Below are 13621 nucleotides of genomic sequence, written 5' to 3' on the forward strand. Positions count from 1 at the left end.
ACGCATTCGCCGTAGAATACGCCCGCCCACCGGAGCAAGAGCCCGCCACGCATGAATCCCGCCGTCCAGGAACTGATCGCCGACGAACCCCACCGCGTCCTGCAGCTGGGCGACACCGAGGTCGTGGTGCTGGGGACCGCGCACGTCTCGCGCGCCAGCGCCGACAAGGTGCGCGCGCTGGTGGACACCGGCGCCTTCGACAGCGTCGCCATCGAGCTGTGCGAGAGCCGCCAGCGAGCCATGCTGGATCCCGATGCCATCGGCCGCATGGACCTGTTCAGCGTGATGCGCAAGGGCCAGGCCCCGATGATCGCCGCCAGCCTGGCGCTGGGCGCCTATCAACAACGCCTGGCCGACCAGTACGGCATCGAGCCGGGGGCCGAGATGCGCGCGGCGATGGACGGCGCCCTGGACCGCGGCCTGCCGCTGGCCCTGATCGACCGCGACATCGGCCTGACCCTGCGCCGCACCTACCGCGCCGTACGCTGGTGGGAGCGCATGGGGCTGATCGGCGGCCTGTTCGGCTCGGTGCTGTCGCGCGAGAAGATCGACGAATCGGAGATCGAGCGGCTCAAGGAAGGCGACATGCTGGAGTCCACCTTCAGCGAGTTTGCCGAGCAGTCCGAGGATCTCTACCGCACGCTGATCGAGGAGCGCGACCACTACATGGCCGCCCACCTGCGCCGGCTCGCGGCCAACCCGGACACCCGCCGCATCCTCGCGGTGGTCGGGGCCGGGCACCTGCCCGGGATTGCCGAACAGGCCGAGGATCACCTGACCCCGCCAGACGCGATCCTCGAGGCGCTCGACCAGGCCCCGCCCAAGGCGCGCTGGCCGAAGGTCATCCCGTGGGTGGTGATCGGGGTCATCCTGGCCGGCTTCGCCATCGGCTTCTCGCGCAACCCGGACATCGGGGTGCAGATGGTCACCGACTGGGTCCTGATCAATGGCGGCCTGGCGGCGATCGGCGCGATCGTAGCGCTGGCCCACCCACTGACCGTGCTCACCGCCGCCCTGGCCGCCCCGCTGACCTCGCTGAACCCCACCATCGGGGTGGGCTTTGTCGCGGCGGCGGCCGAGCTGTTCCTGCGCAAGCCCCGGGTCTCCGACTTCGCCAGCCTGCGCCAGGACACCACCACCCCGCGCGGCTGGTGGCGCAACCGCGTCTCGCGCGTGCTGCTGGTCTTCCTGCTGACGACCCTGGGCTCCGCCGCCGGCACCTACATCGGCGGCGCCCGCGTCTTCAGCCACCTCTTCGGCGGCTAGCAAGGGCTGATTCATCTCACCACGAAGGGCACGAAGGCACGAAGAAGGGCAAGGTCAAGGGCGCTTGCACCACAGAGGGCACAGAGGACACGGAGAAAGGCATTACTTGGGTTGAGAACGCCCTCTGGAGGGCGGCCGGTCACCGGACATAAGACTCACAGCGGAACCGAACCAACGCAGCTGAAAGCACCGGTCCTTTCTCCGTGAACTCTGTGCCCTCCGTGGTTAATCCGCCCTTTGTCTTTCTTCGTGCCTTCGTGTGCTTCGTGGTAAATCCAACACCTACTCGGGGATGCGCAGGACGAGTTTGCCGCGGCGGCCGCCGGCCTCGATGCGGCGGTGGGCCTCGGCCGCCTCGGCCAGGGGCAGGGTGTCCTCGACATTGACCTGCAACCGCCCGCTGGCCAGCCGGGCCAGGCCCTCGGCCACGAGGGTCCCCTGGTGCTTCAGGCGCCGGCGATCGTTCTCCAGCATCGGGGTCAGCATCAGTTCCAGGCTGATACTCGGGTTGCGCAACCGCGCGGGGTTCCAGTCGACATCCGCCGGGGGTGCCAGCAGGGTCACCAGGTCGCCGCCATAGGCCACCTGGGCCAGGCCCTCGCGGAAGGTCTCGCCCCCCACGGTATCCAGCACGACATCGAAGCCCTGGCCATCGGTGTACCGGCGAATGGCCTCCCCGGCGTCCGGCTTGCGCAGATCGGCGACATCCACGCCCAGGGCCGTGACAATGGCGGCGGCCTCGTCGCGCCGCACCAGCCCCAGCACCCGGGCGCCAGCCGCACGCGCGATCTGCACCGCCATCTGGCCCACGCCACCGGCCGCCGCATGCACCAGCACACTCTGTCCGCGCTGCAGATCGGCCCGCTCGAACAGGGCCTCCCACGCGGTCAGCCAGGTCAGCGGCAGGGCCGCGGCCTGGATATCGGACACCGCCGAGGGCACCGGGACCACCGCGGCCTCCGGCACCACCACCTGCTCGGCGTAGGTACCCGGATCGGCGCCGACCCCGCCAAAACAGAAGGCCACACGTTGCCCCGGCCGCGCGTGGTGTACCGCGCTGCCGCATTCCTCGACGATGCCGACGCCATCGCAACCGGGGGTGTTGCGGGGGGCGCCGGGGACGATCATGCCGCCGCCGCGCACCTTGGTATCCACCGGATTGACGCCGGCGGCCAGCATCCGGACACGGACCTGGTCGGGGGCCGTCAACGCCGGTTCCGCCACCTCGTCCAGGCGCAGGACCTCGGCGGTGCCGGGTTCGTCAAACACCACTGCTCGCATGGAACCTCCCAGACAAATTCGAATGGTTGTGCCCGCGCGCCGGGACGACCCGGTCCCGCGCTACAGGCCGATACCGATCCCGATGCCGAAGCGCACGCCGCCGGATGAACGCGGCGGGTCGGGCTCCGGCCACAGATGCACCGAGTGGGCATCCAGCACCGGGAAGACGTAGTCCAGTTCACCGATCCACCCTTCCTCGACGCCGGTAACCGTGCCTACGCCCGTGATGCGGCGACCGGCGCGATAGTCCACCGGGTCAGCGAAACCGTCCACCCGCAGGCGGAAGCGCCCGGTGGTGGACTGCCGGGTCTGCGGCTCCTGGCGAGTCAGTGGGTAGCCAACCACCTCGACGAAGGTGGCCTCGGCGCGATTGTCCACCCGAGCGATCACGCCGCCCCAGACCTGCTCGTCGGCGGGCAGGCTGTCCGCCGTGACGGCCCGCGGTTCGACCTGCACGGACGGGTCGTCAGGCGCCTCCAGCGGGCCGGAGGCACAGGCGATCAGGAACAGGGGCAGCAGCAGGGCTGCCAGGGGAAACCGGAATCGGGACATACTCACCAGTACCACGGATGCGGGTGATAACGCCCGTAGACCCCGTAACGCGGGCCCCAGGGGCTGTAGAACGGATCGTAGAAGGGGTCGTAGAACGGGTCGCGATAATACCGCTCGGACGGCGGCGGCCGGCGCGGCCACAGGTACACCGCATCCGCCTGCAGGGTCACGAAGGTATAGGCGTAGTCACCGATACTGCCTTCCTCGATGCCCTGGATGACGCCGCGTACGGTGACCTCGCGGCCCTCGGCGTAGACCTGGGGGTCCAGGAACCCGCTGCTGACCGCGCGAAAGCGCCCCGGGGAGCGGTCAGCCTCCCGCGGGCGGCCCTGGCGATCCAGTTCGCGGGCGACCACCTCCAGCCGGGTGCCGCCGTCGGTGTTCTCGATGGCCGCGATCACTCCGCCCCAGACCACGACCTCGCCCTTCACCGCCTCGGGGTCGGCGAGCACCTGCTCGCGATCCGGTGCCGCGGCCGGCAACGGGGCCAGCGTCGCCGGCACCCCGGCGCAGCCCGCCAGCAGGAACAGCAAGCCGGCCGCGAACCACACGCGCAGACCCGGGTTGATACAGGCGGACATCGACATAATGCTTCCGACCCCGGAGGCCGGCGCGGGTTCACACCACGCTCTCACGCGCGCGGCTCCGCGTCGTGCGCCGGATCGCAGAGGTCCTGCACCGCCAGCACCTCGTGCTGGGCCTCCTCCACGGCGGAGAGCAGGACCTCGGGGGCCAGGTGCAGGGCCTCCCAGACCGCCGGGTCCACCGGTGGGGCGTCGGCCCAGTCGCGCGAGTCGATCTCGGCCAGATGGGCGCCGGTATTGGCCAGGTGCACCAGCATCACGGCGGTGCGGTGGCGCTCCGGCGCCTGCATGGGCTGATGATGACCGGCCAGGCAATCGACCAGCAGCTCCGGCAGTCCCCAGTGCTCGGCCAGGGCCCCGCCCAGCTCCGCGTGATCAAACCCCAGCTGGGCACGTTCCGCGCCCTGCGGGCTGAGCCCGTCGCCGACATCCAGGCTGGAGAGGAAGGCCCGATGGGCCGATTCCGGCGACTGCGAGAACAGCAGCAGCTTGCCCAGGTCATGCAGCAGACCGGCCAGGAAGATCCCGCTGGCCTGGCGTGGCAGCACCCGCATCGCCAGCTGACGCGCGATCACCGCGCAGTAGGCGGAATGCCGCCAGAAGACCTCCAGCGGCAGGCGTTCCTGATCGGGGATGCTGGCCGTCGCGCGGGTGATCGCACTGGCCACCACCAGGCGCTGCAGGGCATCGCGCCCCAGCATCGCGATCGCGCGGTCCACCGAGTCGATGGTCCGCGCGGGGGCGTAGGCGGGGCTATTGGCGATGCGCAGGACCAGGGCCACCAGGCCGGGGTCGCGGCTCAGGCTGTTCGCGATCTGGACCGCGGTCGCGTTGTCGTCCTCCAGAAGACGCGCGACCTCGAATACCACCTGCGGCATCGCCAGCAGCTTGTCGGCCGACTGGACCCGGGCCTCCAGGGAATCGTTGGCGGAACGCTCGGACATGGATGGATCCTCTTGCCGGAGCGAAGCGCCGATCGCTTCGCCCCACTCGTCCTGTTCCCGGGCCGGCGCGCTGACACGGCCCGGACGTCTCTACTGTAGCGGCTGTCCCGATCGTTGTAACCCGGCGGGGCAACGAACCATACTCGAGGGTCCGGGTCTATCGAGAGTCGATTCGACGATCAAGGAGGTGTTCGATGTTCGCCAAACCCGCTTTCGCGCCGCTCGCCGTCCTGCTGGCCGGACTCCTGCCCGGCCTCGCCTTCGCCGGCATCCAGACCGAAGAGGTCGCTTACGACCACGACGGTGACGAGATGACCGGCTACCTCGCCTACCCCGAAGGCGACGGCCCGCATCCGGCGGTCCTGGTCATCCACGAGTGGTGGGGCCACAACGACTACGCCCGCGACCGCGCCGAGCAACTCGCCCGCGAGGGCTACACGGCCTTCGCCCTGGACATGTACGGCAGCGGCAAGCTGGCCGACCACCCCTCCACCGCCGGTGAATTCGCCGGCGAGATCCGCGAGAACCGCGATCTGATGCTGGGCCGTTTCCAGGCCGCCTACGACTGGCTGCGCGCGCATGATGCGGCGGCCGATGCCGCACCCTCCGCGGTCGGCTACTGCTTCGGTGGCACTGTGGCCCTGGAGGCTGCACGCGCCGGGATGGACCTGAACATTGCGGCCAGCTTCCACGGCGGCCTGGGGACCGAGCACCCGGCCGAGGCCGGCAAGGTCACGGCGGAACTGCTCAGCTTCACCGGCACCGCGGATCCGATGATCCCGCCGGAACAGATCGCCGGCTTCCAGGACGAGATGCAGAATGCCGAGGCGCGCTACACCGTGGTGGAATTCTCCGGGGTGAAGCACAGCTTCACCAACCCCGGGGCCGACGCCATTGCCGAGGAATTCGGCATGCCGGTGGGCTATGACGCCCGCGCGGACCACGACTCCTGGAACCATCTGCTGGGCGTACTGCGCGACCGCCACCAGTAGGAAATGCCCCCGGCGGGCCCCGGGTCACCCGGGCCCGCCACCTCCCAACAACTCATCGAATCGCCGGGCCCTCCGGCGACGTCAGTATCCACGCAGGTAGATCGCCACACCCAGGGCGACCACAACCGCCAGCACTCCCACGAAGGCCACCCGGAACCAGCGCCGGCGCCCCAGGCGCTCGGAACGCCTGTGCGGCGTGTCTGACGCTGGCGCGCGCAGGCGGTCCTCCGGCTCCGCCTTGACCGACCCCTCGGGATCGGCCGGGCGCTCGGGCTCTGCGGCCGCCGTGGTGCTGTGTCCGGTCAGGGCGTGTTCCAGATCGCGGATACGGCCACGCAGCTCCTGATTGCGCTGCTGAGACTCGGCCAGTTCCTGTTCGCGCGCTACCAGGCGCTCGCCCAGATCCGCCGCCGAGTCCCCGGTGTCCGCGCAGCGCTGCTCCGCCTCCGCCTGGGCCTTCTCCGCGGCGGCCGCCCGCTCGCACTGCTGATTGCGCTCGCGGCGCAGGCGATCGGCCTCGGCACGCGCCTCCTGCAGCTCTTTCTGCACCGCGTCGCGCTGGCGCTCCAGCTCGACCAGGTCATGATCCAGGCGAACGTTCTCGCCCTCCAGTTCGCGCACCCGGCTGCGCAGTTGCTCGGTCGCCTCGCTGGCCGCCGCGGGTGCCCCGGCCTCCTCGGCCTCCAGCTCCTCGACCCGCGCGCGCAGCGTGGCCAGTTCGGCCTCGCGGGCCTCGGCCTGCTCGCCGGCGGCCGCGGCCTCCTCGTCGCGCGCCCGCGCCTCGGCCAGCGCCGTCTCGGTCTCCTCCAGCCGGGCCTGCAGGGTCTCGATCTCGCGCTCGCGTTCCTCGGCGCGCTGGAAGGCCGCCGTGGACTCATCGCGGGCCTCGCCCAGGGCATTGCGCAGGCGCTCCAGTTCCTTCTGCGCCTCGCGCTCGTTGGCGGACTGCTGGCGCAGCATCAGCTCGCGACGCAGGCGCTCGACCTCTTCGCGCAGCGCCGCGGCCTCGGCGGGATCGGTGTCCGCGCCGGCGCTCGCGGGCTCCGGGGGCGGCGGCAGCAGTTCGGCCACCACCTCGCGCACACGGGTCGGCACGAACGGCTTCATCAGGACGGCGCTGGCGCCCAGCGAACGCCATTCGTCGCTGGCGGCCTCGTCGCTCTCCTGGCCGGTCACGATCGCCACCGGGAGATCGGCAGGGACATTCTCGATGCCATCACGCACACGGAGCAGCAAATCCTGGCCGTCGATCCCCGGCATCGAGAGATCGGTCAGCACCAGGCCGATATCCGGATACTGCTGCAGCAGCTCCAGGGCCTGCTCGCCATCGGCGGCCTCGTAGACCGTGTGCTGGTCCTGCAGGATACGCTGCAACGCGACCCGGATGACCTTGGAGTCATCCACCACGAGAATCGCGGTGCGTTTCGGATCCGGAATCTGGTCGCTCATGCTGTCCCCTGACTATCTGGCGCCCGCCTGGCGACGGCGCGAACCCCGGTCACCCGCCGCATTCTGGCCGAGTCCGGTCCTCCCTGTACGCACAAGACTAAGTTGCCGGGCGCGCCGATGCCAGTGGCAGCCAACGGGCAACCGGAACGCGTTCACGTTTTGTCCGCGCGGGCTACACCGGCTTGGATTTCCACTTGACCGAGTAGAGATCCCGTCGGCGGTCGCGCAGGTTGCGCACCGAGCCGTGGTTGCGCAGCTCCTTCAGGTTGTCCAGGTCAAGATCGACGATCAGGGTCATCTCGGTGTTCGGGGTCGCCTCCGCCGCCACCGCATCATGCGGGAAGGCGAAGTCGGACGGGGTGAAGACCGCCGCCTGGGAATACTGCATGTCCATGTTCTCGACCTTGGGCAGGTTGCCCACCGAGCCGGACATCACCACGTAGCACTCGTTCTCGATGGCGCGTGCCTGGGCACAGCGCCGCACCCGAAGGTAGGCGTTCTTGGTGTCGGTCCAGTAGGGGACGAACAGGATCTGCAGGCCATGATCGGCCATCACCCGGGGCAGTTCGGGGAATTCCACGTCGTAGCAGATCAGGATGCCGATCTTGCCGAAGTCGGTATCGAAGACGTGTACCTCGTCGCCCCCCTGCAGGCCCCAGTAGGAGACCTCGTCGGGGGTCACGTGGACCTTGTACTGGCGGTCCCAGGTGCCGTCGCGGCGGCACAGGTAGGAGACATTGCGCAGCACATCCTCGGTGTATTCGGGCATCGACCCGGCCACGATATTGATGTTGTAGGCCAGCGCCAGGCGCACCATCTCCTCGCGCACCGCCTCGGTGTATTCGGCCAGACGGCGCACGGCCTCGGCCGGGTAGTCCTGATTGAACGCCCCCATCAGCGGGCCGTTGAAGAATTCCGGGAACAGCACGCAATCCGCGCGGTAGCCGGAGACCGCATCCACGAAGTACTCCACCTGCTGGAACAGGGCATCGAGATCCACCGTCGGGCGCATCTGCCACTGGACTACGCCGATGCGCACGTCCGAGCGGCTACCGCCGATCAGCTTCTCCTTCTCCTCGTAGTAGATGTTGAGCCACTCGATCAGGGTGGCGTAGGCCCCGGACTTCTCGTCGTCCGGCAGGTAGTTGGTGATGATCTTGCGGACGTGAAAGTCGTTCGCCAGCTGGAAGGTCAGGATCGGATCGGTGATCTCGTGGTTCTTCACCCGGCGCACGTACTGCTGCGGGGTCAGCTCGTCGCGGTACTGCTCGTAGCCGGGGATGCGCCCGCCGGCGACGATCGCCCGCAGGTTCAGCTTCTCGCACAGCTCCTTGCGCGCATCGTACAGCCGCCGCCCCAGGCGCAGCCCGCGATAGTCCGGATGCACGAAGATATCCACGCCGTAGAGCGTGTCGCCGTCCGGGTCATGGGTGGTCAGGAAGCCGTTGCCGGTGATCTGCCAGTAGTTGTGGTGATCGCCGAAGCGCTTGTATTCGACGATCAGGCTGATCGCCGCGGCCACCACCTTGCCGTTGTCCTCGATGCAGATCTGGCCCTCGGGAAAACGCATCACCTGGGAGCGGAACTGTGCCTCGCTCCAGGCGCCGTCCAGGTCGTGGTAGACCCGCTCCATGATCTCGCGGATGTCCTCGTAGTCCTCGATCCGGGTCGGCCGCAGGGTGAGGTGGTGCTGGGGATTGGATTCGTTGTCCGCGTCGGTCGTCACGCTCGGGGCTCCGGGGGTTGAGAAGGAAACGCAGGATGCACGGTGCACCGGCCGGGATCAAAAGATCCAGGCCAGCATCAGCCAGAAGAAGACGAAGAACAGGAAAAAGCCGGGGATCATGAACTGCAGCTCCCCGATCAGGCCCTCGCCGGCGGCCAGGGCAAACACGATCGAGATCAGGACCGACACGATGGCCGCGACCAGCGCGGCGTTCTTCAGGCCCATACCGTCGTCGAAGGTCAGCGCCACCCAGTCCGACAGCCCCGGCAGGGAGACCGCCGCCGCCAGCACCAGCAGGGCCACCAGCAGGGCGACCAGCGCCGAGGTGCCCAGCAGGATGCGCAGCGCCAGGCGGCTGTCGGAGCGATCGCTCCGGCTCATGCCAGGGCCTCGCGGCGACCGCGCACGTACTCGCGCACGCGGTTGGGGTCGGGGATGCCGGTGACCCGGAACTCCGGGTTGTCGCCAGTGGTGTACACCGCGATTCGGCCCACCCGGAAGATGCGGTCGAAAAAGCTCTGGTCCACCTTCACCGTGCGGATCTGGCCGATATCCAGATCCACATGCGACTTCGACAATAGACCGCGCTCGAGATGCACCTGGTCGGCATCGATGCGCAGCCGAACCGAGCGGGTCTGCAGATACCACCACAGCAGGATCAGCAGGCCGAGTCCGAAAGCCGGGATCAGTACGAGGCTGAGGATGAAACCGAACGGGTGATTGCGGAACATCGCCGGTCGGGCGTCGATCGCGGGTTCACGGGCGGACATGCACGAACTCCGGTTGCGGGCGGACCCGAACAGTTTGGCGCGGCCACCCAGACAAAGCGAGCCCCGCACCGGGGATTCCCTGATGCGGGGCTCGCAGTTTGCCGGACCCGCCCGCTCGCACGGGTCGGCCCGGAGACGGGACCGGGGTGTTACGCGGTCCGGGCCTCGCGCTCGGCCTTGGCTTCCGCCTTGGCCTCGTCGCTGTCGTCATAGCCAATGTTCGGCGCGAGCCAGCGCTCGGCCTCCTCGAACGACATGCCCTTGCGCTTCGCGTAATCCTCGACCTGGTCGCGGTTGACCTTGCCGAGACCGAAGTAACGCGACTCCGGATGTGCGAAGTACCAGCCGGACACGGCCGAGACCGGCAGCATGGCGTAGCTCTCGGTGAGCGTCATGCCAGCGTTCTCTTCCGGCTGCAGGAGCTCCCACAGGGTGGACTTCTCGGTGTGCTCCGGGCACGCCGGGTAACCCGGGGCCGGGCGGATACCCTGGTACTTCTCCTCGATCAGGTCCTCGTTTTCGAGCGACTCGTCCGGGACATAGCCCCAGAATTCGCGGCGCACATGCTGATGCATGCACTCGGCGAAGGCCTCGGCCAGGCGGTCCGCCAGGCTCTTCACGAGGATCGAGTGGTAGTCGTCGTTGGCCTTCTCGAATTCCGCGGCCTTGGCGTCGACATCGCCACCGGCACTGACCGCGAAGGCCCCGATGTAGTCGGGACCGCCAGCCTCCTTCGGCATCACGAAATCGGCCAGCGAGTGGCTCGGCTGACCCCGGCGCTTCTCGGTCTGCTGACGCAGGTGATGCAGCTTCTTCAGCACCTTGGAGCGATTCTCGTCGGTATAGACCTCGATATCGTCATCATTGACGGTGTTCGCCGGGAAGAAGCCCACCACGCCCCGCAGGGTGACCCACTTCTCGTCGATCATCCGCTGCAGCATCTCCTGGGCGTCCTTGAACAGCTTGCGCGCCTCTTCACCCACCTTCTCGTCATCCAGGATGCGCGGGTAGGCGGCGTGCAGCTGCCAGGAGTGGAAGAACGGCGTCCAGTCGATGTACTCGGCGACCTCGTTCAGATCGTAGTCGTCGAAGCGCAGCAGCACGGAGCCGTCGCCATGCGGGTGCAGCACGGTCGGCTCGCCCGGCAGCTTGTCGGTTTCCAGCGCCTTCGGCTTGGTCGGGGTATAGCTCGACCAGTCGATCTGCGGCTTGTTGGCGCGCGCCTTCTCCAGGGTGACCCACTGGGTCTTCTTCTTGCGCCCGGCGTTCTGCACGCGCAGCTTTTCGTACTCCTCGCGGATCTCGGCGGCGTACTTCTCGCGCAGTTCGGGGCTGATCAGGCTCTGGGCCACACCCACCGCACGCGAGGCGTCCTTCACCCAGACCACCGGGCCGGAGTAGTTCGGCTCGATCTTGACTGCGGTGTGGGCGCGCGAGGTGGTCGCGCCCCCGATCATCAGCGGCGTGGTCATGCCTTCGCGCTCGAGATCGGCGGCGAAGTTGGCCATCTCCTCCAGCGAGGGGGTAATCAGGCCGGACAGGCCGATGACGTCGACATCGTGCTCCTTGGCGGCCTTCAGGATCTCGGCGCCCGGCTGCATCACGCCGATGTCGATGACCTCGAAGTTGTTGCACTGCAGCACGACGCCGACGATGTTCTTGCCGATGTCGTGGACGTCGCCCTTCACCGTGGCCATCAGGATCTTGCCGTTGTTCTCGGTGCCGGTCTTCTCGGCCTCGATGTACGGAATCAGGTGGGCCACGGCCTTCTTCATCACGCGGGCGGACTTGACCACCTGCGGCAGGAACATCTTGCCCTCGCCGAACAGGTCGCCGACGACGTTCATGCCGTCCATCAGCGGACCCTCGATCACCTGGATCGGGCGGTCGTACTGCTGGCGCGCCTCTTCGGTGTCCTCGACCACGTAGGTGTCGATGCCCTTGACCAGGGAGTGCTCGAGGCGCTTGGTGACTTCCCATTCGCGCCACTCGAGGTTCTCCTCCTTCTTGCCGCCGCCCTGGCCCTTGTACTCCTCGGACAGGTCAAGCAGTCGCTCGGTCGCGTCATCGCGACGGTTCAGGACCACGTCCTCGACCGCTTCCTTCAGCTTCTCGTCGATGTCGTCGTAGACCGCGAGCTGGCCGGCGTTGACGATGCCCATGTCCATGCCCGCCTTGATGGCGTGGTACAGGAACACGGCGTGGATCGCCTCGCGCACCGGCTCGTTGCCGCGGAAGGAGAACGACACGTTGGACACGCCGCCGGAGACCAGCGCGTGCGGCAGGTCGTTCTTGATGCGGCGGGTAGCCTCGATGAAGTCCACACCGTAGTTGTTGTGCTCCTCGATACCGGTCGCGACCGCGAAGATGTTCGGGTCGAAGATGATGTCTTCGGCCGGGAAGCCGACCTTCTCGGTCAGCAGCTTGTAGGCACGGGTGCAGATCTCGACACGGCGCTGCTCGTTGTCGGCCTGACCGTCCTCGTCGAAGGCCATGACCACGATCGCGGCACCGTAACGGCGGCACAACTCGGCCTGCCGGATGAAGTTCTCCTCGCCCTCCTTCATGGAGATCGAGTTGACCACCGCCTTGCCCTGCACACACTTCAGCCCGGCCTCGATGATCTCGAACTTGGAGGAGTCGATCATCACCGGGACGCGGGCGATGTCCGGCTCGCCAGCCAAGAGATTCAGGAAGCGGACCATCGCGTCCTGCGACTCCAGCATCCCCTCGTCCATGTTGATGTCGATGATCTGGGCGCCGCCCTCGACCTGGTTCAGCGCGACTTCCAGCGCGACGTCGTACTCCTCGTTCTGGATCAGGCGCAGGAACTTGCGCGAGCCGGTCACGTTGGTGCGCTCGCCGACGTTCACGAACAGCGAGTCGTCGGTGATGTTGCACGGCTCGAGGCCGGACAGGCGGCAGGCCGGGGCGATCTCCGGCACCTTGCGCGGCGGATGCTTCTCCACCGCCTCGCGCATCGCGCGGATGTGCTCCGGCAGCGTGCCGCAGCAGCCGCCGATGATGTTCAGCATGCCCTGCTCGGCCCACGGACCGACGTCCTCGGCCATCTGCTCCGGGGACTCGTCGTAGTCGCCGAACTCGTTCGGCAGGCCGGCGTTGGGGTGCGCGGAGACGTGGGTATCGGCGATGCGCGACAGCTCTTCCACGTACTGGCGCATTTCCTTCGCGCCCAGCGCGCAGTTCAGGCCGATGGAGACCGGGTTCGCGTGACGCACCGAGTTCCAGAAGGCCTCGGTGGTCTGGCCGGACAGGGTGCGGCCGGAGGCATCGGTGATCGTCCCGGAGATCATGATCGGGAGGTCCTTGCCGAGCTCGTCTTCCAGCGTCTTCACCGCGAAGATCGCGGCCTTGGCGTTCAGGGTGTCGAACACCGTCTCGATCAGCAGCAGGTCCACGCCGCCCTCGACCAGAGCCTCGGCGGCCTCCTTGTAGGCCTCGACCAGGGTGTCGAAATCGACGTTGCGCGCGCCCGGGTCGTTCACGTCCGGCGAGATCGACGCGGTGCGGTTGGTCGGGCCGAGGATACCGGCGACAAAGCGCGGCTTGTCCGGGGTCTTCTCGGTCCAGGCATCGGCGGCCTTGCGCGCGAGCTTCGCGGATTCGCGGTTCAGCTCGGGGACCAGGTCCTCCATGTGGTAGTCCGCCATCGCGATGCGGGTACCGTTGAAGGTGTTGGCCTCGATGATGTCGGCGCCGGCCTCGAGATAGTCGTTGTGGATCTGCTCGATGATGTCCGGACGGGTCAGCGACAGCAGGTCGTTGTTGCCCTTCAGGTCGGACTCCCAGTCCTTGAAGCGCTCGCCGCGATAGTCGGCCTCCTCCAGCTTGTACAGCTGGATGGTGGTCCCCATGCCGCCGTCCAGGATCAGGATGCGCTCTTTCAGCGCCTTCTCGATATCGTTTCGTGTTGCCGTCATGTGCCGTACACCATTGGTTTCGAATGGGATGAGTGTACACGCCGGGGTTCCATCCCGGCCGTGGAGCCCACCCTTCCGGCAGGCTCTTTGGTATCTCGTGGCGGTCTGGGATGCCC

General features: G+C 67.8%; 11 protein-coding genes. 2 read left to right on the forward strand and 9 right to left on the reverse strand.

Features of this window, described 5'->3' with window-relative positions:
- Positions 1–51 precede the first annotated feature (51 nt).
- The gene (locus D106_RS0107685; protein ID WP_018866728.1) at positions 52–1266 is read left to right on the forward strand and encodes a TraB/GumN family protein; all 1215 of its coding nucleotides are present in this window, start codon (positions 52–54) and stop codon (positions 1264–1266) included.
- 282 nt (positions 1267–1548) lie between these two features.
- Here D106_RS0107685 and D106_RS0107690 read toward each other — a convergent pair whose 3' ends face one another.
- From D106_RS0107690 to D106_RS0107705, 4 genes are read right to left on the reverse strand one after another with little or no spacing between them, the layout of a single operon-like run.
- Complete coding sequence (locus D106_RS0107690) at positions 1549–2547, reverse strand: zinc-binding dehydrogenase (RefSeq protein ID WP_026280352.1); 999 nt, start codon at positions 2545–2547, stop codon at positions 1549–1551.
- Between the two features lie 60 nt (positions 2548–2607).
- A complete protein-coding gene (locus D106_RS0107695; protein ID WP_018879714.1) occupies positions 2608–3099 on the reverse strand; it encodes a Slp family lipoprotein in 492 nt (163 codons plus the stop codon).
- A gap of 2 nt (positions 3100–3101) precedes the next feature.
- Positions 3102–3686, reverse strand: coding sequence for a Slp family lipoprotein (locus D106_RS0107700; RefSeq protein WP_018879715.1), 585 nt, complete (start codon positions 3684–3686; stop codon positions 3102–3104).
- A gap of 44 nt (positions 3687–3730) precedes the next feature.
- Positions 3731–4627: an HDOD domain-containing protein gene (locus tag D106_RS0107705; protein ID WP_018866724.1), complete on the reverse strand. Its 897-nt coding sequence runs from the start codon at positions 4625–4627 to the stop codon at positions 3731–3733.
- Between the two features lie 194 nt (positions 4628–4821).
- Here D106_RS0107705 and D106_RS0107710 point away from each other — a divergent pair, with 194 nt between their 5' ends.
- Complete coding sequence (locus tag D106_RS0107710; protein WP_018866723.1) at positions 4822–5619, forward strand: dienelactone hydrolase family protein; 798 nt, start codon at positions 4822–4824, stop codon at positions 5617–5619.
- 81 nt (positions 5620–5700) lie between these two features.
- Here D106_RS0107710 and D106_RS0107715 read toward each other — a convergent pair whose 3' ends face one another.
- The 5 genes from D106_RS0107715 to metH all read right to left on the reverse strand — a co-directional run bounded on the left by D106_RS0107715 (position 5701) and on the right by metH (position 13505).
- Positions 5701–7068, reverse strand: a complete 1368-nt coding sequence (locus D106_RS0107715) for a response regulator (RefSeq protein ID WP_018879716.1) — start codon at positions 7066–7068, stop codon at positions 5701–5703.
- Between the two features lie 172 nt (positions 7069–7240).
- On the reverse strand, positions 7241–8794 hold the full coding sequence (locus D106_RS0107720) for a bifunctional GNAT family N-acetyltransferase/carbon-nitrogen hydrolase family protein (RefSeq protein ID WP_018879717.1): 1554 nt from the start codon (positions 8792–8794) through the stop codon (positions 7241–7243).
- Between the two features lie 57 nt (positions 8795–8851).
- The gene (locus tag D106_RS0107725) at positions 8852–9175 is read right to left on the reverse strand and encodes a hypothetical protein (RefSeq protein WP_018878480.1); all 324 of its coding nucleotides are present in this window, start codon (positions 9173–9175) and stop codon (positions 8852–8854) included.
- On the reverse strand, positions 9172–9564 hold the full coding sequence (locus D106_RS0107730; RefSeq protein WP_018876895.1) for a PH domain-containing protein: 393 nt from the start codon (positions 9562–9564) through the stop codon (positions 9172–9174). The genes D106_RS0107725 and D106_RS0107730 overlap by 4 nt, the downstream gene beginning before the upstream one ends.
- A 149-nt stretch (positions 9565–9713) precedes the next feature.
- Positions 9714–13505, reverse strand: coding sequence for a methionine synthase (metH, locus tag D106_RS0107735; protein ID WP_018879718.1), 3792 nt, complete (start codon positions 13503–13505; stop codon positions 9714–9716).
- Between the last annotated feature and the right edge of the window lie 116 nt (positions 13506–13621).

Origin of the sequence: Thioalkalivibrio sp. ALE9 (assembly GCF_000377445.1) — a bacterium.
Lineage (GTDB): Bacteria > Pseudomonadota > Gammaproteobacteria > Ectothiorhodospirales > Ectothiorhodospiraceae > Thioalkalivibrio.